25 protein-coding genes, 1 tRNA gene and 1 pseudogene are annotated in these 23267 nt (G+C 70.3%); 8 read left to right on the forward strand and 19 right to left on the reverse strand.

Translation table 11 applies throughout. The features are described from left to right. The first annotated feature begins 71 nt into the window (after positions 1 to 71). Positions 72 to 473, forward strand: a complete 402-nt coding sequence (locus tag ACWIHY_RS30695) for a winged helix-turn-helix transcriptional regulator (protein WP_454379258.1) — start codon at positions 72 to 74, stop codon at positions 471 to 473. Here the strand turns inward: ACWIHY_RS30695 and mutM are convergent. The 9 genes from mutM to ACWIHY_RS30740 form a co-directional block, all read right to left on the reverse strand. Then, positions 446 to 1306 (reverse strand): bifunctional DNA-formamidopyrimidine glycosylase/DNA-(apurinic or apyrimidinic site) lyase, encoded by an 861-nt coding sequence (mutM, locus tag ACWIHY_RS30700; RefSeq protein WP_454379260.1) that lies wholly within the window; start codon positions 1304 to 1306, stop codon positions 446 to 448. The genes ACWIHY_RS30695 and mutM overlap by 28 nt on opposite strands. Before the next feature lie 69 nt (positions 1307 to 1375). Further along, complete coding sequence (gene rnc / locus ACWIHY_RS30705; protein WP_454379262.1) at positions 1376 to 2200, reverse strand: ribonuclease III; 825 nt, start codon at positions 2198 to 2200, stop codon at positions 1376 to 1378. Between the two features lie 19 nt (positions 2201 to 2219). Next, positions 2220 to 2393 (reverse strand): 50S ribosomal protein L32, encoded by a 174-nt coding sequence (gene rpmF, locus ACWIHY_RS30710; protein WP_003965982.1) that lies wholly within the window; start codon positions 2391 to 2393, stop codon positions 2220 to 2222. 2 nt (positions 2394 to 2395) lie between these two features. Beyond that, a complete protein-coding gene (locus tag ACWIHY_RS30715; protein ID WP_454379311.1) occupies positions 2396 to 3037 on the reverse strand; it encodes a YceD family protein in 642 nt (213 codons plus the stop codon). 140 nt (positions 3038 to 3177) lie between these two features. Continuing rightward, a complete protein-coding gene (locus tag ACWIHY_RS30720) occupies positions 3178 to 4242 on the reverse strand; it encodes an ATP synthase F0 subunit B (RefSeq protein WP_454379264.1) in 1065 nt (354 codons plus the stop codon). Positions 4243 to 4339: 97 nt separating this feature from the next. Next, positions 4340 to 4819, reverse strand: coding sequence for a pantetheine-phosphate adenylyltransferase (gene coaD, locus ACWIHY_RS30725; protein ID WP_454379265.1), 480 nt, complete (start codon positions 4817 to 4819; stop codon positions 4340 to 4342). Between the two features lie 26 nt (positions 4820 to 4845). After that, positions 4846 to 5430, reverse strand: a complete 585-nt coding sequence (rsmD, locus tag ACWIHY_RS30730) for a 16S rRNA (guanine(966)-N(2))-methyltransferase RsmD (RefSeq protein WP_454379266.1) — start codon at positions 5428 to 5430, stop codon at positions 4846 to 4848. A gap of 77 nt (positions 5431 to 5507) precedes the next feature. Continuing rightward, positions 5508 to 7739, reverse strand: a complete 2232-nt coding sequence (recG, locus tag ACWIHY_RS30735; protein ID WP_454379267.1) for an ATP-dependent DNA helicase RecG — start codon at positions 7737 to 7739, stop codon at positions 5508 to 5510. Between the two features lie 149 nt (positions 7740 to 7888). Then, complete coding sequence (locus ACWIHY_RS30740; RefSeq protein WP_454379268.1) at positions 7889 to 9646, reverse strand: DAK2 domain-containing protein; 1758 nt, start codon at positions 9644 to 9646, stop codon at positions 7889 to 7891. A 148-nt stretch (positions 9647 to 9794) separates the two neighbouring features. On the opposite strand from ACWIHY_RS30740, the gene rpmB reads away from it, so the two are divergent. The 3 genes from rpmB to ACWIHY_RS30755 all read left to right on the forward strand — a co-directional run bounded on the left by rpmB (position 9795) and on the right by ACWIHY_RS30755 (position 11679). Beyond that, a complete protein-coding gene (gene rpmB / locus ACWIHY_RS30745; RefSeq protein ID WP_003957616.1) occupies positions 9795 to 9980 on the forward strand; it encodes a 50S ribosomal protein L28 in 186 nt (61 codons plus the stop codon). 69 nt (positions 9981 to 10049) lie between these two features. After that, the gene (locus ACWIHY_RS30750) at positions 10050 to 10781 is read left to right on the forward strand and encodes an AfsR/SARP family transcriptional regulator (protein ID WP_454379269.1); all 732 of its coding nucleotides are present in this window, start codon (positions 10050 to 10052) and stop codon (positions 10779 to 10781) included. A 319-nt stretch (positions 10782 to 11100) separates the two neighbouring features. Then, positions 11101 to 11679 carry a hypothetical protein gene (locus tag ACWIHY_RS30755; RefSeq protein ID WP_454379270.1) on the forward strand — a complete coding sequence of 193 codons (579 nt, stop codon included), beginning with the start codon at positions 11101 to 11103 and terminating at the stop codon, positions 11677 to 11679. Here the strand turns inward: ACWIHY_RS30755 and thiD are convergent. Both thiD and ACWIHY_RS30765 read right to left on the reverse strand, forming a co-directional pair. Continuing rightward, positions 11657 to 12460, reverse strand: coding sequence for a bifunctional hydroxymethylpyrimidine kinase/phosphomethylpyrimidine kinase (gene thiD / locus ACWIHY_RS30760; protein ID WP_454379272.1), 804 nt, complete (start codon positions 12458 to 12460; stop codon positions 11657 to 11659). The two genes, ACWIHY_RS30755 and thiD, sit on opposite strands and share 23 nt — an antisense overlap. 37 nt (positions 12461 to 12497) lie before the next feature. After that, a complete protein-coding gene (locus tag ACWIHY_RS30765) occupies positions 12498 to 13484 on the reverse strand; it encodes a thiamine-phosphate kinase (protein WP_454379273.1) in 987 nt (328 codons plus the stop codon). A 205-nt stretch (positions 13485 to 13689) separates the two neighbouring features. On the opposite strand from ACWIHY_RS30765, the gene ACWIHY_RS30770 reads away from it, so the two are divergent. Next, positions 13690 to 13923: an Lrp/AsnC family transcriptional regulator gene (locus ACWIHY_RS30770; RefSeq protein ID WP_069926747.1), complete on the forward strand. Its 234-nt coding sequence runs from the start codon at positions 13690 to 13692 to the stop codon at positions 13921 to 13923. 19 nt (positions 13924 to 13942) lie between these two features. Then, complete coding sequence (locus ACWIHY_RS30775) at positions 13943 to 14443, forward strand: DUF3515 domain-containing protein (RefSeq protein WP_454379275.1); 501 nt, start codon at positions 13943 to 13945, stop codon at positions 14441 to 14443. Positions 14444 to 14467: 24 nt separating this feature from the next. Here the strand turns inward: ACWIHY_RS30775 and ACWIHY_RS30780 are convergent, their stop codons facing one another. The 3 genes from ACWIHY_RS30780 to ACWIHY_RS30790 are packed head-to-tail and all read right to left on the reverse strand — an operon-like array spanning position 14468 to position 17422. After that, positions 14468 to 15625 carry a D-alanine--D-alanine ligase family protein gene (locus tag ACWIHY_RS30780; protein ID WP_454379277.1) on the reverse strand — a complete coding sequence of 386 codons (1158 nt, stop codon included), beginning with the start codon at positions 15623 to 15625 and terminating at the stop codon, positions 14468 to 14470. A gap of 34 nt (positions 15626 to 15659) precedes the next feature. Continuing rightward, the gene (locus ACWIHY_RS30785; RefSeq protein WP_454379279.1) at positions 15660 to 16673 is read right to left on the reverse strand and encodes an NAD(P)H-dependent glycerol-3-phosphate dehydrogenase; all 1014 of its coding nucleotides are present in this window, start codon (positions 16671 to 16673) and stop codon (positions 15660 to 15662) included. Beyond that, positions 16670 to 17422 carry a lysophospholipid acyltransferase family protein gene (locus ACWIHY_RS30790; protein WP_454379280.1) on the reverse strand — a complete coding sequence of 251 codons (753 nt, stop codon included), beginning with the start codon at positions 17420 to 17422 and terminating at the stop codon, positions 16670 to 16672. Before ACWIHY_RS30790 ends, ACWIHY_RS30785 begins: the two co-directional genes overlap by 4 nt. A 187-nt stretch (positions 17423 to 17609) precedes the next feature. Between ACWIHY_RS30790 and cofC the strand changes: the two are divergent. Continuing rightward, positions 17610 to 18239 (forward strand): annotated as a pseudogene (gene cofC, locus ACWIHY_RS30795) (2-phospho-L-lactate guanylyltransferase); the annotation flags it as partial. A 308-nt stretch (positions 18240 to 18547) separates the two neighbouring features. Here cofC and ACWIHY_RS30800 read toward each other — a convergent pair. From ACWIHY_RS30800 to leuC, 4 genes are all read right to left on the reverse strand, one after another. Continuing rightward, positions 18548 to 19237 (reverse strand): HU family DNA-binding protein, encoded by a 690-nt coding sequence (locus ACWIHY_RS30800; protein ID WP_454379282.1) that lies wholly within the window; start codon positions 19235 to 19237, stop codon positions 18548 to 18550. Positions 19238 to 19380: 143 nt separating this feature from the next. Further along, positions 19381 to 19608, reverse strand: coding sequence for an SCO5555 family protein (locus ACWIHY_RS30805; RefSeq protein ID WP_454379283.1), 228 nt, complete (start codon positions 19606 to 19608; stop codon positions 19381 to 19383). 192 nt (positions 19609 to 19800) lie between these two features. Then, entirely contained in the window at positions 19801 to 20394 is a 594-nt protein-coding gene (gene leuD / locus ACWIHY_RS30810; protein ID WP_454379313.1) for a 3-isopropylmalate dehydratase small subunit, read from the reverse strand. Between the two features lie 11 nt (positions 20395 to 20405). Then, positions 20406 to 21830 carry a 3-isopropylmalate dehydratase large subunit gene (gene leuC / locus ACWIHY_RS30815; RefSeq protein WP_454379285.1) on the reverse strand — a complete coding sequence of 475 codons (1425 nt, stop codon included), beginning with the start codon at positions 21828 to 21830 and terminating at the stop codon, positions 20406 to 20408. A gap of 174 nt (positions 21831 to 22004) precedes the next feature. Here leuC and ndgR point away from each other — a divergent pair, with 174 nt between their 5' ends. After that, positions 22005 to 22724 (forward strand): IclR family transcriptional regulator NdgR, encoded by a 720-nt coding sequence (gene ndgR / locus ACWIHY_RS30820; RefSeq protein ID WP_028813744.1) that lies wholly within the window; start codon positions 22005 to 22007, stop codon positions 22722 to 22724. A 362-nt stretch (positions 22725 to 23086) separates the two neighbouring features. On the opposite strand, the gene ACWIHY_RS30825 is transcribed toward ndgR, so the two are convergent. Continuing rightward, a tRNA-Glu gene (locus tag ACWIHY_RS30825) sits at positions 23087 to 23159 on the reverse strand. Positions 23160 to 23267 lie beyond the last annotated feature (108 nt).

Genomic DNA, 23267 nt, shown 5'->3' on the forward strand with positions numbered 1-23267 from the left:
ACAGAAGAAAAGCACTAACTTTCAGAAAGCGCAACCCTAGAGATAGCGCTGCCCGGGAGTATGCTGGCCGTATGGACAGCAGAGCGCAGCGGACCTGCGACGACCCGGCCTTCGATGTGTTCTCCCGGCAGTGCCCCTCGCGCAGCACCCTGGAGGACGTGACGGGGCGCTGGGGCAGCCTGACGATCGGCGCCCTGAAGGAGGGCGGCACGCTGCGCTTCAACGAGCTGCGCCGCCGGGTCGACGGGGTGAGCGAGAAAATGCTGTCCCAGACGCTGCACGCGCTGGAGCGGGACGGCCTCGTCAGCAGGCAGGCGCAGCCGACCAACCCACCGCGCGTGGACTATGACCTGACGCCGCTGGGGCAGGAGATCGCCGACCGGCTGCTCGCCCTGATCGAGCTGGTCGAAGGGCGCATGCCGGAGGTACTGACGGCGCGGTCGCGTTACGACGAGACGCGCGGCGGGCGCTGACAGCGCGGGCAGAAATAGCTGGAGCGGTTCATCCAGGGCCGCCGGCGCATCGCCGTTCCGCAACGCCGGCACGGCTCGTCCTCGCGCCCGTACGCGTCCAGGGACCGCTCGAAGTATCCGGACTCGCCGTTCACGTTGACGTAGAGGCTGTCGAAGCTGGTGCCACCGACGGCGAGCGCGGCGTACATGACGTCCCGCGCGTGGCCGAGGAGCTCGGCGGCCCGGGGGCGCGTGAGGGTCGAGGTGGGGCGCTCGTAGTGCAGCCGCGCGCGCCACAGCGCCTCGTCGGCGTAGATGTTGCCGACGCCGCTGATCAGCGACTGGTCGAGCAGGGCGCGCTTGACCGTCGTACGGCGCAGGCGCAGCGCCGCGCAGAAGGCATCGTCGTCGAAGGCCGGGTCCAGCGGGTCGCGCGCGATGTGCGCGATGACGTCGGGGAGCCCGTCGGGGGAATTGTCGTGCAGCGAGAGGCCGCCGAAGGTCCGCTGGTCGACGAAGCGCAGCTCCGTACCGAGGGCGTCGTCGAAGCGGACGCGGATGCGCAGGTGCTTCTCGTCGGTGGCGGCCTCGGGCTGTACGAGCAGCTGGCCGCTCATCCCGAGGTGGCCGAGGACCGAGGCGGCGGTGTCCTCGAGCGGCAGCCACAGGTACTTGCCGCGGCGGCGCGCGGCCCCGATGCGGTGCCCCTTGAGACGTACGGCGAAGTCCTCACCGCCGGCGAGGTGGCGGCGTACGGCCCGGGGGTGCAGCACGTGCACCTCGGAGACGGTACGGCCGGTGACCCAGCGCTCCAACCCGCGGCGTACGACTTCGACTTCGGGCAGCTCGGGCACGCATGCAGCATACCGCTGTGCCCCCTGCCGGAATGTGGCAGGGGGCACAGCGGGCCGTGCTCGCGTGACTCAGGCGGAGGCCTGGGCCGACGGCGTCGCGTCGTCGGCCGCGGCCGTCACGGGTGTCGCTTCGGCGGGGGCCTCGGCCGCCGCCGCGCGCTCGTCCGCGTCCGCGCGAATCGCGCGCCACGCGGACTCCGCCGCCTGCTGTTCCGCTTCCTTCTTGCTGCGGCCGGTGCCGGTGCCGTACGAGACACCACCGACGCGGGCAGCAGCAGTGAAGGTCTTCTCGTGGTCGGGTCCGGTCTCCGACACGAGGTACTCGGGAACACCGAGGCCCTCGCTCGCGGTGAGTTCCTGGAGACTGGTCTTCCAGTCCAGGCCCGCACCGAGGCTCGAAGACTTCTCGATCAGCGGATCGAAGAGCCGGTGCACCAGTTCCGATGCGGCTCCGAGACCCTGATCGAGATAGACCGCGCCGATCACCGCTTCAAGGGTGTCGGCGAGGATGGATGCCTTGTCCCTGCCACCCGTGCCCTCTTCGCCCCGGCCGAGCCGGATGAAGGAGCCGAGTTCGAGGCCGCGGCCCACCTCCGCCAGTGCACGAGAGTTGACCACCGCGGCCCGCAGTTTGGCCAGCTGGCCTTCCGGCAGATCGGGGTGGGTCCGGTACAGCGTGTCCGTGACCACCAGGCCGAGCACGGAATCCCCGAGGAACTCGAGGCGCTCGTTGGTGGGCAGGCCGCCGTTCTCGTACGCGTACGAACGGTGGGTCAGCGCGCGCACCAGAAGGGCGGACTCGAGCTGATACCCGAGCCGCCCTTCCAGAAGCGTGTGGGACGAGGCCGTGTTCTCCGCCGGCTTCTTGGCGTTGTCCGCCTTGGCGTCAGACATCGTGCCTCTCACCAGCCGCTCAGACCTCGAGGACCTGGCGCTTGTTGTACGTGCCGCAGCTCGGGCACGCAATGTGCTGGAGCTTCGGCTCCTGGCAACGCTCACACGAAACCAGGGTGGGGACCGCAGCCTTCCACTGCGACCGGCGGTGGCGCGTGTTGCTGCGCGACATCTTCCGCTTCGGAACAGCCACGGCTACTTCTCCTGCTTCTCGTCGACGCCCGACTCGGCGGCGTCGCCAATGTTGTCCTTCTCGCCGTCCTGGTTGGTCCCGGCGAGTCCTTGCAGTGCCGCCCATCGAATGTCGACGGCGTCATGGTTGTGATCGGGGTTCTCGTCCAGCCTGATTCCGCACTGCGGGCACAGGCCGGGGCAGTCCTCCCGGCACACCGGCTGCATCGGCAGTGCGAGCACTACCGCATCACGCAGCACGGACTCGAGGTCGAACAGACCGTCCTCGAGGTAGAGCGTGTCCTCGTCGTCCTCGTCGTCGTCGGCCGGTTCCGCTTTTGAGCGGCCACGGTCATCGGCGGCAGGGTACGAGAACATCTCCTGGAAGTCCGCTGCAACGTCGAGCTCCAGCGGCTCCAGACACCTTACGCACTCCCCCTCGGCCGTCGCACGGGCGGTGCCTGTGACAAGCACCCCTTCCATGACGGATTCGAGGCGGAGCCTGAGATTGACCGGCGCACCCTCGGGCACACCGATGACCCCGTCGATACCGAAGTCCTTGGGGGCCGCCACCGAGCGGGTCAGCCGCTGGAGCGCACCGGGACGCCGACCCAGCTCGTGTGTGTCGAACACGAGGGGGTTGCGGTGGTCGAGGTGGGCGTTCAGGGGTCTTCCTGCTTTCGGTTCGCTGTGGGGGGGCCGCCGTATCGCTGTCGCGGAACGCGAAGCGGGCAGCCGTGATCGCGGGCATACGCGCGACCGAAGAGCCAGGATACTTGACGCTTCGCCCAGGGCCCAATCGGCGCCTAGCGCCCCTGCTCGTACTCCCGCAGCTGATCGAGGTCGATCATGCTCGTGTCGAACAGGCTGGTCTCGTCGAGAGCACCCTGCTGCGCGGGGATCTGCCCGGGCTGCTGGGGCTGCCGGCCGTAGCCCTGCCCCTGGCCGTAGCCCTGCTGCTGGTACGCGTACGGGTCCTGCTGCTGGTACGCGTACGGATCCGGCTGCTGGGCGGCGTAGGGATCCTGGGGCTGCTGGTACGCGTAGGGGTCCTGCTGCTGCGGCGGCTGCTGGTACGCGTACGGGTCGTACGACTGCTGCGCGGGGATCTGCTGCGCCTGCTGCTGCTCGGGCATCGGCACGACGGCGTGCGGCTCGGCCAGGTCGGCGAGGAAGTCCGCGTCGCTGCTGCGCTGCGCGCCGGCCTCGTCCTGGGCCACCATGTGCGCGCCGAGGTCGTCCGAGGCCACCCGGCCGTGCAGCTTCTGCCGGCCGCGGCCGACCGCCTCGAGGGTCTTGGAGAGCACCGCCTCGAAGGCGCCGAGCTTGGTGTCGACGTACTCGTCCGCGCGCTGGCGCAGGGTCTCCGGGTCGTGGCTGCGCTCCGGGGCCTCCTCGTCGGCGTACCCCTGGTCGTCCAGGCCGGGGCCGCGGCCGAGCAGCTTCTCGCGGCCACGGTCGACGGAGCCGAGGGTCTTGGTGAGCACGACTTCGAAGTTCGCGAGCTTGGAGTCGACGTACTCGTCGGCCTCGGCGCGGATCTCCTCGGCGTCGCGGCGGGCCTCGGCGAGGATGCGGTCGGCCTCCTCCTGGGAGCGGCGGGCGACCTCGGTGTCGGAGATGAGCGAACCGCGCTGGGCGTGCGCGGACTCGATGATCCGCTCGGCCTCCTGGCGGGCCTGCTCGGCCAGCTGCTCGTGGCCGCCGATCAGCTCCTGCGCCTGCGCGAGGGAGCCGGGCAGGGCCTGGCGTACCTCTTCGAGCATCGAGAGCAGATCGGCGCGGTTGACCACGCACGAGGCCGACATGGGCATGGACCGGGCGCTGCCCACCGCTTCGACGATCTCGTCGAGCTTCTTCTGCACGTCCACCGTTTGCTCGCCACCTGTTCTTCCGGCTGGAGACGGACGGGACGACTGTACGGGCAGTCGGCCCTCGTCCGACACCTGGTGACGCTCCGTCAGATCGTCACTTCTTCGCGAGGCGCTCGGTGAGCGCGCCGAGGACCCTCGGGGGGACCAGGTGGGAGACGTCGCCGCCCCAGGCGGCGACCTCCTTGACCAGGCTGGAGGAGAGGAAGCTGTAGGTGGGGTTGGTGGGGACGAACAGGGTCTCGACGCCCGAGAGGCCGTTGTTCATCTGGGCCATCTGGAGCTCGTAGTCGAAGTCGCTGACCGCGCGCAGGCCCTTCACGATGGCCGGGATGTCGCGCTGCTTGCAGAAGTCGACGAGAAGGCCGTGGAAGGCCTCGACCTCGACATTGCCGAACTCGGCCGTGATCTCGCGGATCAGGTCGATCCGCTCCTCGACCGTGAACAGACCCTGCTTCGACTGGTTGATCATCACCGCGACGTGTACGACGTCGTACAGCTTGGAGGCGCGGGCAATGATGTCGAGATGTCCATTGGTGATCGGGTCGAATGACCCGGGACAGACTGCGCGGCGCATCTGTAGTCCCTCGCTCTCCGGTCCGGTCATGGTGCGTCTTCGCACGTAGAGGCGGCGCGACCGTACCAAAGCGTGCCCTCGCCGTAGCGACGGGCCCGCAGTGGCTCAAATCCCTTGGGCCAGTTGAACTGTCCACCTCTTGTGCTGCGCTCCACGGTGGCCATGGCATCGTCCGCGAGCCAGCCCTGAGTGCGGAGTGTGAGCAGGATCTCCCGAAGATCGTCATCGGTGACGGCGTACGGAGGGTCGAGGAACACCACGTCGTAAGGCGTCTCGGGCGCCGGGCCTGTCACGATTTGCTCTGCTTTGCCCGCCCGGACTTCGGCGCCGGGCAGGTCCAGGGTGCGGACGTTGTCCCGGACGGTGCGGGCGGCGCGGCTGTCGGCCTCGACGAGCAGGGCGTGCACGGCGCCGCGCGACAGTGCCTCCAGCCCCACGGCGCCCGAGCCGGCGTACAGGTCGGCGATCCTGATGCCCTCGAGCGTGCCGAGCAGCGACTCCCAGGTGGAGAACAGGCCCTCACGCGCGCGGTCGGATGTGGGGCGGGTGCCGTTGCCCGGCGGGACGGCCAGGCGGCGTCCGCCGGCCGTGCCGGCGATCACGCGGGTCATGGGTGTCGGGTCCTAGCGTCGTAGGTGCGTTGCCGGGTTCACGGCCGGTGAGCAGAACGGATACTGCTCCCCCATTGTCAGCCCTTGTCGAGGTACTGCTCCCTCTCCTTGTCGAGCAGGGCGTCCAGGGCCGTGCGCAGCTCCGGGAGCCGTTCGAGCTCGGGGTCGGCGGTGACGACGGCGACGGCCTCCTCCCGGGCAGCCACGATGACCTCTTCGTCGTCGATGACGGCGAGCATGCGCAGGGACGAGCGGACGCCGGACTGGGCCTGGCCGAGCACGTCGCCCTCACGGCGCTGTTCGAGGTCGATGCGGGAGAGCTCGAAGCCGTCGAGAGTGGCGGCCACGGCGGCCAGCCGGGCGCGGGCCGGGCTCGCCTCGTGCATCTCGCTGACCAGCAGACACAGCCCGGGGGCCGCTCCACGGCCGACCCGGCCGCGCAGCTGGTGCAGCTGCGAGACTCCGAAGCGATCGGCGTCCATGATCACCATGGCGGTGGCGTTGGGAACGTTCACGCCGACCTCGATGACGGTGGTGGCCACCAGGACGTCGACGTCACCCGCGGAGAACCGGCGCATCACGTCGTCCTTGTCGTCGGGCTGCATCCGGCCGTGCAGGACCTCGACGCGCAGGACCTCGAGGGGGCCGGCGGCGATCTGCTCGGCGATCTCCAGGACCGCGAGCGGCGGCCGCTTCTCCGGGTCCTCCTCGGCAGCACCGGCCTTCTTCTTGGCGCCCTTGGCTCCCTTGGCTCCCTTGGGGTCGTCCTCGTCGTCGCCGATGCGGGGGCAGACGACGTACGCCTGGTGGCCGTTCTCCACTTCTTCGCGCACGCGCTCCCACGCGCGGGCGAGGAAGTGCGGCTTGTCCTTGGCCGGGACGACGTGGGTGGCGATGGGCGAACGGCCGGCCGGGAGCTGGTCGAGGACCGAGGTCTCCAGGTCGCCGAAGACCGTCATCGCGACCGTGCGCGGGATAGGGGTCGCCGTCATCACCAGCAGGTGCGGGGGCTGCTTGCCCTTCGAGCGCAGGGCGTCGCGCTGCTCGACTCCGAAGCGGTGCTGTTCGTCGACGACGACCAGGCCGAGGTCGTGGAACTGCACCTTGTCCTCGATCAGCGCGTGGGTGCCGATGACGATCCCCGCCTCGCCCGTGACGAGGTCGAGCAGGGCCTGACGGCGGGTGGGCATGCCCATGGAGCCGGTGAGCAGGACGACCTTGGTGCCCTGCTCGGCGCCGCCGAGCATGCCGCCCTCGGCCAGCTCGCCCATCATCTCGGTGATCGACCGATGGTGCTGCTGGGCGAGGACCTCGGTGGGCGCGAGCATCGCGGCCTGGCCGCCCGCGTCGACGACGGCGAGCATGGCGCGCAGCGCGACCATCGTCTTGCCACTGCCCACTTCGCCCTGGAGGAGGCGGTGCATGGGGTGCTCGGTGGCCAGGTCGTCGAAGATCTCCTTCGTGACCCGCTGCTGGCCGTCGGTGAGGGTGAAGGGCAGCTTGGCGTCGAAGTCGTCGAGCAGGCCGCCGGGGACAGGGCGGCGGGCGACGGCCGGGAGCTGGGTGTCGGCGAACCGGCGCCGGGCGAGCGCGACTTGGAGGACGAACGCCTCGTCCCACTTGAGCCGGTCCCGCGCCTCGGCGATGTCCGCCTTCGTACCGGGCCGGTGGACCTTGCGGAACGCGTCGGGCAGGTCGGTGAGCCCGCGGCCCTCACGCAGGGCGGTCGGCAGGGGGTCGGTGATCTCCTGCCAGCCGGTGGCCTCCATCGAGGCCAGGACCACGTCGACCGTCTTCGCGATCTTCCAGCTCTCCATCTGGGCGCAGGCGGGGTAGAGCGGGATCAGCTGGTTCGCCCAGGCCTCGACGGCGTCGGCGCCGCTGTCCTTGCCGAGCATTTCGTACGCCGGGTGGGAGAGCTGGCGGATGTTGCGGAACATGCCGACCTTGCCCGAGAACATGCCGCGGCGGCCCGGCAGCAGTTCCTTCTGGTGGTGGTAGATCGACTTGCCGAAGAAGACCAGCTGGAGCCGTCCGCTGCCGTCGGTGAGGGTCACCTCCAGGCGCTGGCCCTTGCCGTTGTTGAAGCGCAGGACGCGCGCGTCGGCGACCTGTGCCACCACGGTGGCGTGCTCGTCGAGCGGGAGGTCGGCGAGCTGGGTCAGCTCGCCGCGCTCGGCGTACCGCCGGGGGTAATGGTGCAGCAGGTCACCGACCGTGTGCAGGTCGAGGTGCTCGGCCATCACCTTCGCGGTGGTGCCGCCGAGCGTCTTCTTGAGTGGTTCGTCGAGCGCGGGCACGGGATCCATTGCACACCACACCACTGACAACGGGCCACGCTCCCTCGCGGGAGGGCCCGTTTTCTCCCCTGGCGGGGAGAGGTCCCACCGGGCGGGGAAAGGGAGGTCTCCCCGGGCGGGGAGGTGGTGAAGTCTTCGCGGGCGGCGAACGGAAGGCGCTACTCGACGCCGATCAGCAGCGGGGACGACTGGCGGCCGCCGTCGTACGTCACCGTGTCCACCGCCAGGTGGGACTCGCGGACATGCGCTTCGAGGTACTCCGCCAGGCCCGCCGGCGCCGCCTCCCCCAGGACCAGGGTGACCATCTCGCCACCCGCCGCCAGCATGCGGTCCAGGACCGTGCGGGCCGCCGCCGTGAGGTCGGACCCGATCACGGCCACGTCGCCGTCGATCAGGCCGAGCACGTCACCGGCCTGGCAGATGCCCGCCATCGTCCACGACTGCCGCTCGGCGACGGTCAGTTCGCCGTAGCGGGTGGCGCCCGCCGCCGACGTCATCGCCACGACGTCCTCGTCGAAGCGCCGGTCGGGTTCGTGGACAGCGAGGGCCGCGATGCCCTGGACCGCGGCGCGGGTCGGGATGAGGGCGACCCGTACCCCTTCGGTACGGACCTGTTCCGCCGCAGCTGCCGCCGTGTGCCGCAGGTCGGCGTCGTTCGGCAGGAGGACCACCTCGCGCGCGTGGGCGCGCCGGATCGCCTCCGCCAGTTCCCCGCTCGCGGGCGGCTCCCCCGGACGCGCGAGCACCGTCGTCGCGCCGGCTTCCGCGCACAGTCCCGCGAGCCCCTCGCCGGGCACGACGGCCACGACAGCCCGCTGGGCCCGCTCCCGGGGCGGCGCGGCCCGGTCGGCGGCGAAGTGCGTGATGCGGATCCGGTACGGCCGGCCGGCCTCGACGCCCGCCTCCACGGCCGCGCCCGCGTCGTCCACGTGCACATGGACGTTCCACAGGCCGTCGCCGCCGACCACCACCAGCGAGTCCCCGAGCCCGTCGAGCCGGGTGCGCAGCCGGGCCACCGCCGCGTCGTCCGCCTCGAGCAGGTAGATCACCTCGAAGGCGGGACCGCCCTCCTGTGCCGCGTCCGCACACTCCGCGTCCGCCGGGCAGTCGTCGCCGACGGGCAGTGGCGCCGGCGCTTCCCTCTTGCGTACGGCGACGGCCTCGCCCGAGACGGCTTCCACGAGCGCGCCGAGCACGGCCACCAGGCCCCGGCCGCCCGCGTCGACCACACCCGCACGGCCGAGCACCGCAAGCTGCCGGGGGGTCTCGTCGAGCGCGGTGCGCGCCCCCGCGTACGCCGCGCGCACCACCTCGGTGGCGTCGCCGCCCGCCTGTTCGGCGGCCTCGGCCGCGGCCGTCGCGACGGTGAGTACGGTGCCCTCCACGGGGTGCGCGACGGCCTGGTAGGCCGATTCGGCGGCCCTGCGCAGGGCCCGGCGCAGTCCCTCCGCGTCGGCGGCCCGGTCCGAGAGCACCTGCGCCATGCCGCGCAGCAGTTGCGCGAGGATGGTCCCGGAGTTGCCCCGGGCGCCGATGAGGGCGCCGTGGGCCATGGCCCGTACCGCGTCGGCGAGAGCGGGAACCGAGGGCTGCGCGGCGTCGGCGCCGGTGACGGTCTCGTGTGCGGTGAACACCGCTTCGACAGCCTGTACGGCGGATTCCACGGTCAGGTAGAGGTTGGTGCCGGTGTCCCCGTCCGCGACCGGATAGACGTTGATCGCGTCGATTTCCTCGCGGGCTCTGCCCAGCGCCTCGAGGGCCAGTGAGCACCAGGTGCGTACCGCGACGGCGTCGAGGGTCTGCGGCACCTGGCGTCCTCCTTGAGAGCGGGTTGAACCGCAGGGTAGTCGCGCGTCCCGCCATCTCGGTGGCGGGGGCGGACCCAGGGGGACGGGGCGGGGGGCCTCGGGAGCCATGGTAGTTTCGTTCTACGGGAGCAGCCGATGTATGCTGCTCCGGTTGCCCGATGAAAATCGGGACATTCCCCCGGCTACGCCACTCGATTCTTCGATCCCGGCATGCCGGGATCCACTGTAAGTGCATCTGAAGTCTTTGGAGTGACCCGTGGCTGCCAACTGCGACGTCTGCGGCAAGGGGCCGGGCTTCGGCAACAACATTTCGCACTCGCACCGCCGTACGTCTCGTCGCTGGAATCCCAACATCCAGCGCGTGCGTGCAGTGGTCGGTCGGACGCCGAAGCGGCTCAACGTCTGCACCTCGTGCATCAAGGCCGGCAAGGTCTCGCGCTGACGTATGCCAAGCGCGGCCACCTAGCTGGTTGCTTAAGAACCGGTCCACCCTCGTGGTGGGCCGGTTCTTTTGTGTCCGGACGCCCGTCAGATATGTCCGGACGCCTGTCGGCACCCCTGTCTCGACATCCGCTCCTCCGACGGTGACGCGCTCGCTCCCGGCGGCCCCCGCCCGCGCGCCCTCCTCGCTCTGCTGCTGCTGGACGCGGGCCGGGTCGTGGGCACGGACCGGCTGACCGACGGCCTGTACGGCGACGAGCCGCCGGCCGGGGCCGCCAACGCGCTCCAGTCCCAGGTGTCCCGCCTGCGCAAGCGTCTCGGCGTGACCGTCGAGTCGCTGCCGGCCGGCTACCGCCTCGTCGCGGACCCCGAGGACGTGGACGCGCACCGCTTCGAACGGCTGGCCCGCGCGGGACACCGGGCCCTCGCCGAGGGCGATCACGCGCGGGCGGCGGAGCTGCTGCGGGAGGCGCTCGGGCTGTGGCGCGGGCGGGCGCTCGCCGACCTGGCAGGGGTGCCGTTCGCCGAGGCGCAGGCCGCCCGGCTGGACGAACTGCGGCTGGCCGGCCCCGCCCTCGCCTCCAGCTCTCCCGGTACGGCGCCCGTGTCACCGTCGTCGAGAAGGCCCCCGCCCTGCGCGCCGGCGGCTTCGCCGTCGACTTCCGCGGCCATGTCCACCGCAAGGTCCTCCAGGAGCTCGGCATCTGGGACGAGGTCCACCGTCGGCAGACCCGCATGGGTGTGCAGAGCGTCGTCGACATCGACGGACGCCCGCGCGTCGATCTGCCCTCCGCCATGCTGAGCGGCGATGTGGAGATCTTCCGGGGCGATCTCTCCGCCATCCTGTACGAGCGCACCAGGGACACCGTCGAGTACGTCTTCGGAGACTCGATCGCCGGCATGACCGAGGACGCCGACGGCATCGACGTCACCTTCGACCGCGGGCGCGCCGCTTCGACCTCGTCGTCGGTGCCGACGGACTGCACTCGAGCACCCGTCGTCTCGCCTTCGGCGACGAGTCGCGGTACCTGCGCTTCCTCGGGTACTACGTCGCCGGCTTCGACCTGCCCAACCACCTCGGTCTCGACCGGACCGCGCGGATCTGCAGCGACCCCGGTCGCATGGCCTCCCTCGCCAACTACGACGGCGACCCCGACCGGGCCGGTGCGAGCTTCGTCTTCGCCTCGAAGCGGCTGGAGTACGAGCGGGGCGACCTCCCCCGGCAGAAGGAGATCCTCGCCGCGCGGTACGCGGACATGGGCTGGGAGACCCCGAAGATACTGGCCGCCCTCGACGCCGCCGATGGACTGTACTTCGACGCGATCGCGCAGATCCACATCGACCGGCTGTCCAGGGGCCGAGTGGTGCTGCTCGGCGACGCGGGTCACGGCGCGACCATGGGCGGCATGGGGACCGGCGCGGCGCTCGTGTGCGCCTACGTCCTGGCGGGTGAACTCGCCGCCGCGCGCGGCGACCAGCGCACCGCCTTCGCGGCGTACGAGGCGGAGGTCTCCGACTTCGCGAAGGGCTGCCAGAAGACGGCGGGGAACGCGGGCCCCTTCCTCGCGCCGCCCACCGAGAAGAAGATCCGGCAGCGCGACCGGGCGTACCGGATGATGAGTTCGCGGCTGCTCGCGGGGGTCTTCAAGAAGATCACCGAGAAGGCGGCGACGAACATCAGGCTGAAGGAGTACTCCTGAGGCGCCAGCCGTGGTCCACCGGGCCGATCCCGGACCCGAGCGCGAACCCGGCCGCGATCGCCTCCGTCACGTACTCCTTGGCGGCGGCGACGGCCTGCGGTATGTCGAGCCCCTTCGCCAGGCCGGACGCGATCGCGGACGCCAGCGTGCAGCCCGTCCCGTGCGTGTGGCGGTTGTCGTGCCGGGGAGCGCGGAGCCAGTACTCCTCGGTGCCGTCCGTGAGCAGGTCCACCGCGTCGCCCGGCAGGTGCCCGCCCTTGACGAGGACCCAGCGCGGCCCGAATTCGAGCAGCGCTCCGGCCGCCCGCCGCAGTCCGGCCTCGGATTCCACGCGTACGCCGGTGAGCTGGGCGACCTCGTCGAGGTTCGGAGTGGCGACGGTCGCCGTGGGGAGCAGCTTCGTCCGTACCGATTCCAGGGCGGAGGTGGCGAGCAGCGGGTCGCCGTGCTTGGAGACGCCCACCGGGTCGACGACCACCGGCGCGTCGGTGCCGGCGAGCAGCTCCGCGACCGTCTCGACGAGTTCGGCCGAGGACAGCATCCCGGTCTTCACGGCCTGTACGCCGATGTCGTCGACGACGCTGCGGTACTGCGCCCTTACGGCCTCCACCGGCAGGTCCCAGGCGCCTTGCACACCCAGCGAGTTCTGCGCCGTCACCGCGGTGAGCACGCTCATGCCGTGCACGCCGAGGGCCAGCATCGTCTTGAGGTCGGCCTGGATGCCCGCACCGCCGCCGGAGTCGGATCCGGCGACGGTGAGGACGCAGGGAAGTATTCGCATACGGGCGAATCTAGTACGCCCGGCCCCCGGGACCGGGCTACAGCCCCGTCTCGATGTCCCCGAAATGGTCGTCGCCGAAGTGGTCCCAGCCGCCCTTGCTCGTCCAGGGCGCCCCGTCGACCGTCACCTGCGGCAGCGCCGACGGGTTGAGGACCTCACCGATGATCTTCCAGCGGGCGGGCAGTTTCGTGTCCGGCGGGAATGTCGCCACGATCGCGTGGTCCTCTCCACCGGTCAGCACCCACTGCAGCGGGTCCACGCCCACCGCCTGCCCGATGTCCGACATCTGCGTCGGAATGTCGATGAGCCCGGACCGCAGATCGATACGGACCTTGCTGGCCTCCGCGATGTGCCCGAGGTCGGCGACGAGCCCGTCGCTGACGTCGGTCATGGCGGTGGCGCCGAGCCCGGCGGCAGCGGGGCCCGCGTGGTACGGCGGCTCGGGGCGCCGGTGGGCCTCGACGAAGGCGCGCGGTGAGCGGAAACCGCGGGAGAGGACGGCCAGACCTGCCGCCGACCAGCCCAGCCAGCCGGTGACCGCGACGACGTCGCCGGGCCTCGCCCCGGCCCGCGTCACGGGTTCGTGGTTGCGCAGGTCGCCGAGCGCGGTGATCGCCACGGTGATGGTCTCGCCGCGTACGACATCACCGCCGACGACGGCGGCGCCCGCGACCTGGCACTCGTCCCTGATGCCGTCCATCAGCTCGGTCGGCCAGCTCACGGGGAGTTCGGCGGGCACGACGAGCCCGAGAAGCAGCGCCGTCGGCACCGCGCCCATGGCGGCGATGTCGGCGAGGTTCTGGGCCGCCGCCTTGCGGCCCACGTCGTACGCGGTCGACCAGTCGCGCCGAAAGTGGCGTCCCTCGAGGAGGATGTCCGTACTCGCCACGACCCGCCGGTCGGGTGCGGCCACGACGGCTGCGTCGTCGCCGGGCCCCAGCCGTACCGCCGGGGTGGAGGTGAGCCGCGAGGTGAGCTCTCTGATGAGCCCGAACTCCCCCAGTTCGCCCACAGTGCCCTTCATGGATGTGCCCCTTCTGCCCCAGTGCGCTTGCGGTCGCGAGCCATCACTGCTGTAGGTACCGTCAACTCATACGTCAACTTCTGGTCTCCGTACGCCACGCTCCGTACGCCGACGGCCGCGCAAGTCTCCCCGCTGCCCGCGACGCTGCGATACGGTGGCGTCTCTTTATCTCCCACATGATCCTCGTGGCCGCCCTGGAGGTTCCGTGGTACAGGCGTACATCCTTATTCAGACCGAGGTGGGAAAGGCGTCGTCCGTCGCCGAAACCATCGGCAAGATTCCGGGAGTGATCCAGGCCGAGGACGTGACCGGACCCTATGACGTGATCGTGCGGGCACAGGCCGACACGGTCGATGACCTCGGTCGGCTGGTGGTCGCCAAGGTCCAACAAGTGGACGGCATCACCCGCACTCTGACCTGCCCGGTCGTGCACATCTAGCCCCGTCTACTCTTGGCCGGTGACTTCCTCTTCCCGCCGGCTCGTGTCGCATTCCTCGGTGTCGGCGTTGTCGTCGTTGTCGTGCGCCGCGCTGCTCCTCGCTGCCGTCGGCTGCTCCCTCACGGACGATGCCGTCGCGGTCCCGGTTCCCACCCCGGCCCCGGAAGAGGCCGGGGTGTGCCGGTCACTGCACCGTGAGCTGCCGGACGCCGTCGACGGGCAGAAGCGGCGCACCGCCGACCCGGAGTCGGACCTCACCGCCGTATGGGGAGATCCGGCGATCGTACTGCGCTGCGGCGTCCCGCGGCCGGAGAAGATGAACGATCCGGCGGCGCAGGGAGTGGAGGCGGACGGCGTCAACTGGATGCTGGAGCGGCAGCAGGACGGCCGCCCGCGGTTCACCACGACCTACCGCGAGGCCTACGTCGAGCTGACCCTCCCCGCGAAGTACGCCCACGACGTGACGCCGTTGGCGGCCTTCGCGGAGCCGGTGAAGAAGTCGGTGCCGAAGAGCCTGTAGTACCGGCCCTCCGGCCCCGTATCGCTAGCGCAGGCCCGTAGGGCGGCGCAGCGCGGCCTGGATCAGACGGTCGACAAGCTCCGGGTAGGACACCCCGGTCTCCTGCCACATCCGCGGGTACATGGAGATCGGCGTGAAGCCCGGCATGGTGTTGATCTCGTTGATCACGAACTCGCCGCTGTCGAGCAGGAAGAAGTCCGCGCGCACCAGGCCCTCGCAGGACGCGGCGTCGAACGCCTCGACGGCGAGCCGGCGCACCTCGGCGGTCTGCTCGTCGGTCAGCGGCGCGGGCACCAGGCCGGCCGCCGAGTCGATGTACTTCGCCTCGAAGTCGTAGAAGTCGTGGGAGGTGACCGGCGGGATCTCGGCCGGCACGCTCGCGCGCGGGCCGTCCTCGAACTCCAGCACACCGCACTCGATCTCACGGCCGCGCAGCAGCGACTCGACGAGGATCTTGGGGTCGTGGCGCCGCGCCTCCTCGATCGCCTCGTCGAGGCCCGAGAGGTCGTCGACCTTGGTGATGCCCATGGAGGAGCCGCCACGGGCGGGCTTCACGAAGAGCGGCCAGCCGTGCTCGCCGGCGAAGTCGACGATCTTCTTGCGGGCGGCGGCGGGGTCGTTCTCCCACTCGCGGGGGCGGACGACCTCGTACGGGCCGACCGGCAGCCCGAAGGAGATGAACACCCGCTTCATGTACTCCTTGTCCTGGCCGACGGCCGAGGAGAGCACCCCGGAACCGACGTACGGGACACCGGAGAGCTCCAGGAGGCCCTGGAGGGTGCCGTCCTCGCCGTACGGGCCGTGCAGCATGGGGAAGACGACGTCGACCTCGCCCAGCGCCTTGGGGACCGAGCCGGGCTCGGTGTAGACCACTTCGCGGACGCTCGGGTCGACCGAGAGCACCACGCCGCCCTCGGTCGATTCGGCGAGGTTCTCGACGCTCGGCAGGGTCCGGTCGGCGATGGCCATCCGGTCGGGCTCGTCGGCGGTCAGCGCCCAGCGGCCGTCCGTCGTGATGCCGATGGGCAGTACGTCGTACTTCTCGCGGTCGATGGACCGCAGTACGGCGCCGGCCGTGACGACCGAGATGGCGTGCTCGGAGCTGCGGCCGCCGAAAACGACGGCCACGCGCGGCTTGCGGGGCTCCTGCGCGGGGCTCTGGGGGAGGTTCTCGCTGCTCATATCGCGTTGAGGGTACCTGGTAGTAAGGGCGGAGTCAGCGGCGCTCGGGCTTGGCGCTGCGTGACATCAGCTCCTTCAGAGCGACGATCGGCGGCTTCCCGTTGTGGACGATGTCGACGACCGTGTCCGTGATGGGCATGTCGACCCCGTGCCGACGGGCCAGATCGGCCACCGACTCGCAGGATTTGACGCCCTCGGCGGTCTGCCGGGTGACCGCGATGGTCTCTTCGAGCGTCATGCCCCGGCCGAGGTTGGTGCCGAAGGTGTGGTTGCGGGAGAGCGGCGACGAGCAGGTGGCGACCAGGTCGCCGAGTCCGGCGAGTCCGGAGAAGGTGAGCGGGTCCGCGCCCATCGCCAGGCCCAGGCGGGTCGTTTCGGCGAGGCCTCGGGTGATGAGCGAGCCCTTGGCGTTGTCGCCGAGGCCCATGCCGTCCGCGATGCCGACCGCCAGGCCGATGACGTTCTTGACGGCGCCGCCGAGTTCGCAGCCGACGACGTCGGTGTTGGTGTACGGGCGGAAGTACGGGGTGTGGCAGACGGACTGGAGGCGGGTGGCCACCGACTCGTCGCTGCACGCGACGACCGCGGCGGCGGGCATCCGGGCCGCGATCTCCTTGGCGAGGTTGGGGCCCGTGACCACCGCGACCCGCTCGGCGGGCGCCTTGGCGACCTCCTCGATGACCTCGCTCATCCGCTTGGCGGTGCCGAGTTCGACTCCCTTCATCAGGGAGACGAGGACGGTGTCGGCCGGCAGCAGCGGCGCCCACGCGGCGAGGTTGCCGCGCAACGTCTGCGAGGGGACGGCGAGCACCGTGAAGTCGGCGCCCTCGGCGGCCTCGGCCGGGTCGGTGGTGGCCCGCAGCCGGGCGGGCAGTTCGACGCCCGGGAAATAGTCGGGGTTCGTACGGCCGTTGTTGATGGCGTCGGCGACTTCGGCGCGGCGGCCCCACAGGGTCACCTCGCAGCCCGCGTCGGCCAGCACCATGCCGAAGGCCGTGCCCCAGGAGCCTGTTCCGAATACGGCCGCCTTGACCGGCTGGCGTGTCACTTTGCGTTCTCTCCCTCGGCTTTGCGCCGCTGCTGCGCGCGGGCCCTGCGGTGGTCGTACGGCTGGGCGGGCGCGGCCTCGCCGCGCAACTCGGCGAGCTGCTCCGTGATGGCGGCCATGATGGCCTCCGTCGCCTCCCGCAGCACTTCGGGCGTCGGTTCCTTGTCGTAGAACCGGTTCAGGTCGACCGGCGGACCGGCCCGCACCTGAAGCGTCTTGCGCGGGAAGAGCCGAAGCTTGTTCTCCTTGGCGTACGGCGGCATCGCCAAGTTGGCGCCCCACTGGGCGACCGGGATGACGGGGGCCTTCGTCATGAGGGCCACGCGCGCCGCTCCGGTCTTTCCGGCCATCGGCCACATGCGGGGGTCGCGGGTGAGCGTTCCCTCGGGGTAGAAGGCGACACATTCGCCGCGTTCGATGGCGTCGACCGCCGCGCGGAAGGCGTCGAGTGCGTTGGTGGTCTCGCGGTAGACCGGGATCTGGCCCGTACCCCGCAGCATCATCCCGACGAACGGGGTCTTGAAGAGGCCCGCCTTGGCCAGCAGCCGGGGCACACGTCCCGTGTTGTACTGGAAGTGCCCGTAGGAAAGCGGGTCCAGGTACGAGTTGTGATTGACCGCGGTGATGAATCCGCCCTCGGCCGGAATGTGCTCCATTCCGCGCCAGTCCCGCTTGAACAGAACCACCAGCGGCGGTTTAGCGATGACCGCCGCCAGGCGGTACCAGAAGCCGATTCTGCGGCGGGACACTCGGACACCTTCCTCTAGGACCGGGCTGCTTGGTGCTGGTGCGCCTGGTCAGCCGCACAAGTGTCGCCCCAGGTCCCCTGTCTGTCGAGAACACCGTACGCCCCGGGCGGGGCCCCGGACCCCCTGCCCGCCGTACGGGCAGGCCACAATGGGGCCCGACGCGCACTGGACGGAGGGCTGGCCACTGAACACGCTCCGGGCCGCTCCGTGGTCCCTGGTCGTCCCCCTGAAGCCCCTGTTGCTGGCCAAGAGCAGGCTCGCCCCGGCGGCGGGCGACGCGTTGCGCCGGAAGCTCGCTCTGGCCTTCGCCGAGGACACCGTGGCCGCCGTGCTGGCCTGCGCGGCCGTACGGGATGTGGTGGTCGTCACGGACGACGGGCCCGCGGGTGCCGCCCTGGCCGCCCTCGGCGCGCGCATCGCGCCGGACGCCCCGGCCGCGGGCCTCAACGCCGCCCTCGCGCACGGTGCGCGCACCGTGCGCGCGCTGCGGCCGGGCGCGGCCGTCGCGGCGCTGAATGCGGATCTGCCCGCACTGCGGCCGGCCGAATTGCAGCAAGTGCTCGATTACGCCGCCGCATTTCCCCGCGCATTTCTGGCTGATGCGACCGGAATCGGTACGACGTTGCTTTCCGCATCGCCGGGGGTGGAATTGGCGCCGTTCTTCGGCGGCCCTTCGCGTGCCCGGCATTCGGCGGCGGGCGCGCGGGAAATACCGCTCGACGGAGTCGATTCCGTACGCCGGGACGTGGACACCGGAGACGATCTGCGGGAGGCGCTGGCGCTCGGCGTGGGCCCGCGCACGGCCCGGCTGAGCGCGGCGGTCACCGGCAGATACGCTGCGGTCATGCAGGCGACCGCTTACACGTACGACTCCGAGACCCGCAGCGGCAGTGTGCTGCTCGACGACGGCACCCCGGTGGACTTCGACTCCACGGCCTTCGACGCGGGCGGCCTGCGGCTGCTGCGCCCGGGGCAGCGGGTGCGCATCGAGGGTGAGGGCGACGGCGCGGACCTGCGCATCACGCTCGTGACGCTGCAGACCTTCTGAGCCCCGGCCCCCGGACACACCGCGGGCCGGGCTCCCCGGAGGGAGCCCGGCCCGGCGCGTGATCCTTGCTGCCCCTGTTACTTCCCGGCAGCGGTCTTCTTTGCGGTGGTCTTGCGCGCCGTGGCCTTCTTGGCCGGCGCCTTCTTCGCGGTGGCCTTCTTGGCCGGTGCGGTCTTCTTTGCGGTGGTCTTCTTGGCGGCGGGCGTGGCCTTCTTGGCGCCGGCCGTCTTCTTCGCCGTCGCGGTGGCCTTCTTGGCGGTCGCGGTGGTCTTCTTGGCGGCGCCCGCGGTCTTCTTCGCCGGGGTCGCCTTCTTCGCCGCGGCGGTGGTCTTCTTGGCCGGAGCCGCCTTCTTCGCCGGGGTCGTCTTCTTGGCGGCGGCCCGCTTGGTGGCGGCCTTCTTGGCCGCCGACTTGGCAATGGTGGGGGCCGGACCCGAAAGGCTGCCCTTGGGGGCCTTCTTGACGGCGACCTCGCCTCCCTTGGGGAGCTTCTTCGAGCCGCTGACCAGGTCCTTGAAGCCCTGACCGGCGCGGAAGCGCGGAACGGAGGTCTTCTTGACCCGTACCCGCTCGCCCGTCTGCGGGTTGCGGGCGTACCGGGCCGGACGGTCGACCTTCTCGAACGATCCGAAGCCGGTGACCGACACACGGTCGCCGGCGACCACTGCACGGACGATCGCGTCGAGTACCGCGTCGACCGCGTCCGCGGCCTGCTGACGGCCGCCGACCTTGTCTGCAATCGCTTCTACGAGCTGCGCCTTGTTCACGTCTTCCCCTTCGGAGACATTGCCAGAACGAATGTGTTCAAGCTTTTTCGCACGTTAGGCAGATATATACCGCAAATCAAACACGAAACGGGCTAATCACCCTAGTGCCGCAACGAAGTAGACCTTGAGGACTTCCACAGGTCTCAGTCGCCTTCAGGGAATCGACCCTCATCGAGGTCCTTCATCAACCTGTCCAGGCGCCTTGCCGCATCGGCGAGATCGTGTTTCGCCGCAGCCGTTATGACCAGCAGCTTCCGGGTCAGCGCCATCCGTACGCCCTCCGGGACTTGCAGTGTGCGCACCCTTGTGTGTGCTTCTTTCAACCGGCCCGCGACTGCCTCATAGAGCTCGAGTTGGCTGTCGCGTCCCATGCACCGATTGTGCCATCTGGGGCGAGTTGTCGCCTCCGGCGGGGGCAACTAATGCAATCCGGACGTCCAAAAGACGTCCTGGACACAGACGTTTCCTCGTTCATGTCCCTCGTGTACCACGGGAGTTGGGGCACAAACACGCAGTTGCCCCCCACCGCGAACGGCAGGGGGCAACGGAGTGACGGAAGAGGGTCAGACCTGCACCGTACTGGGCTTGAACGACGGCCTGCCGGCCTCGTAAGCGGCGATGGACGGCTCGTTCTGGAGGGTGATGCTGATGTCGTCGAGACCGTTCAGCAGCCGCCAGCGGGCGTTCTCGTCAAGCTCAAAATCGGCCGTAATGCTTCCGGCACGGACTTGACGGTCCTCGAGGTCCACGGTGATCTCCGCCGTGGGGTCGGCCTCGACCAGATCCCAGAGCGCGTCCACGGTCTTCTGGTCCAGTACGACGGTCAGCAGGCCGTTCTTGAGCGAGTTACCGCGGAAGATGTCGGCGAACCGCGAGGAGATCACGGCTTTGAAGCCGAAATTCTGCAGGGCCCACACGGCGTGCTCACGGGAGGAGCCCGTACCGAAGTCCGGACCCGCCACCAGCACCGTGGCACCTTCCCGCTCGGGGCGGTTGAGCACGAACTGCGGGTCCTTGCGCCAGGCCTCGAACAGCCCGTCCTCGAAACCGTCGCGGGTGACCTTCTTCAGCCAGTGCGCCGGGATGATCTGGTCGGTGTCGACGTTGCTGCGGCGCAGCGGAACGGCCCGGCCGGTGTGTGTGGTGAAAGCTTCCATGGCCATGCTGCTCAGGCCTCCACGAGCGTCGGAGCGTCGGACAGGTCGACGGGCGCGGCCAGGTGGCCCAGCACCGCCGTGGCGGCGGCGACCTGCGGCGACACCAGGTGGGTACGGCCGCCCTTGCCCTGCCTGCCCTCGAAGTTGCGGTTGGAGGTGGACGCGGAGCGCTCACCGGGCGCCAGCTGGTCCGGGTTCATACCCAGACACATCGAGCAGCCCGCGTGCCGCCATTCGGCCCCGGCGGCGGTGAACACCTTGTCCAGGCCCTCTTCGATCGCCTGGAGAGCGACGCGCACGGAACCGGGAACGACCAGCATCCGTACACCGTCGGCGACTTTGCGGCCGTCCATCAGGGCCGCCGCGGCCCGCAGGTCCTCGATCCGGCCGTTGGTGCACGAACCTACGAAGACGGTGTCGACCTTGATCTCGCGCAGCGGCTGCCCCGCGGTCAACCCCATGTATTCCAGGGCCTTTTCGGCGGCGAAGCGCTCCGAAGCGTCCTCGTACGAAGCAGGGTCGGGGACGTTCGCCGACAGCGGCGCGCCCTGGCCCGGGTTGGTGCCCCAGGTGACGAACGGCGCCAGCTCGGCGGCGCCGATGACGACCTCGGCGTCGAAGACGGCGTCGTCGTCGGAACGCAGCGTCTCCCAGTAGGCGACTGCGGCGTCCCAGTCCTCGTCCTTGGGGGCGTGGGCACGGCCCTCGAGGTAGTCGAAGGTGGTCTTGTCGGGGGCGATCATGCCCGCCCGCGCACCGGCCTCGATCGACATGTTGCAGATGGTCATCCGGGCCTCCATCGAGAGCTTCTCGATGGCGGAGCCGCGGTATTCGAGTACGTAACCCTGACCGCCGCCGGTGCCGATCTTCGCGATGATCGCGAGGATCAGGTCCTTGGCGGTTACGTCGGCGGGCAGTTCGCCCTCGACCGTGATCGCCATGGTCTTCGGCGGGGCCATGGGCAGCGTCTGGGTGGCCAGTACGTGCTCCACCTGCGACGTACCGATGCCGAAGGCCAGCGCGCCGAACGCGCCGTGCGTGGAGGTGTGACTGTCACCGCAGACCACGGTGGTGCCCGGCTGAGTCAGGCCCAGCTGCGGTCCCACCACATGGACGACGCCCTGCTCGACATCGCCGAGCGGGTGCAGCCGTACACCGAAGTCGGCGCAGTTCTTGCGCAGCGTCTCCAGCTGTACCCGGGAGACCGGGTCCGCGATCGGCTTGTCGATGTCGAGGGTCGGGGTGTTGTGATCCTCGGTGGCGATGGTGAGGTCGAGCCGCCGCACCTGGCGGCCGCTCTTGCGGAGGCCGTCGAAGGCCTGCGGGCTGGTCACCTCGTGCAGCAGGTGCAGATCGATGAAGAGGAGGTCCGGCTCGCCCTCGGCGCGCCTGACGACATGGTCGTCCCAGACCTTCTCCGCAAGTGTCCTACCCATCGCTTTCCCTTCGGCCGGCGTCTTCGCCGGCCCATCTAGAGATCGGATCGCCCCCGCCCGCACCCCCGTACGGGGCGGTGGCTGCTGAGCCGTTGTGCGGCCTCCCCTACAGATTCGCAAGTTCCCGGAAAAATTGAACTTGCGTTTCACAGAGTGAGACGCGAGTATCGACGCATGGACAACTCTAGCGGCGTCGGCGTTCTCGACAAGGCAGCTCTGGTACTGAGCGCACTGGAGTCCGGTCCGGCCACCCTCGCCGGGCTGGTCGCGGCGACAGGGCTTGCACGACCCACGGCACATCGCCTTGCCGTGGCACTGGAACACCACCGGATGGTGGCGAGGGACATGCAGGGCCGGTTCATCCTGGGCCCGCGGCTGTCGGAGCTGTCCGCGGCGGCGGGCGAGGACCGCCTGCTGGCCACGGCGGGACCCGTACTCACGCACCTGCGCGACGTGACGGGCGAGAGCGCGCAGCTCTACCGCCGGCAGGGCGACATGCGTATCTGCGTCGCGGCGGCCGAGCGGCTGTCCGGACTGCGGGACACCGTCCCGGTGGGCTCCACGCTCACCATGAAAGCGGGCTCGTCCGCCCAGATCCTGATGGCCTGGGAGGAGCCCGAGCGCCTGCACCGCGGCCTCCAGGGCGCCCGCTTCACGGCGACCGCCCTGTCCGGTGTACGCCGCCGGGGCTGGGCCCAGTCGATCGGCGAGCGCGAGCCGGGCGTGGCGTCGGTGTCGGCGCCCGTGCGCGGACCGTCCAACCGCGTGGTCGCGGCCGTCTCGGTATCCGGACCCATCGAGCGGCTGACCCGCCACCCGGGTCGCATGCACGCCCAGGCGGTCATCGACTCGGCAGCGCGCCTCTCGGAGGCGCTGCGGCGCTCGGGCGGCTGAGCCGGGGCCAGCCCCCGGAACCCCGGACGCCCTGTGGGTATGCCCTCAAGCCCCGGAGGGGCTGGATGTGCCCGCTGCGCGGAACTTTCCCGCTCAGCGGCGATCTCCAGCCCCTCCGGGGCTGGCCGGTTACCGGTCACAGGCCGGCGGACTCGTCCCAGCCGCCGACCGGTGTGATCCGAGGAACTCCGGCCCGGACAGATCGAGTTGGATGTCTCCCCCGACCTGCTCCACCGCTTTCAGGGCAAGAGGTCCCAGTCCGCCGCTCCTCGGCGACAGACGCGGAGGCTTCGATGCGCGGCCCGGCGTACCCGTCGCCCACGCGAAAAGGCCCCCCGCGATGCGGAAGGCCTTCTTCGACGTACCCCCGACCGGATTCGAACCGGCGCTACCGCCTTGAGAGGGCGGCGTGCTAGGCCGCTACACAACGGGGGCCTTGCAGACTGCTGCATGTACTACGACAGCTCCTGCGAGCTGGGCTACCAGGACTCGAACCTAGACTAAGGGAACCAGAAACCCTCGTGCTGCCAATTACACCATAGC

This window comes from Streptomyces sp. NPDC055287 (assembly GCF_053646035.1).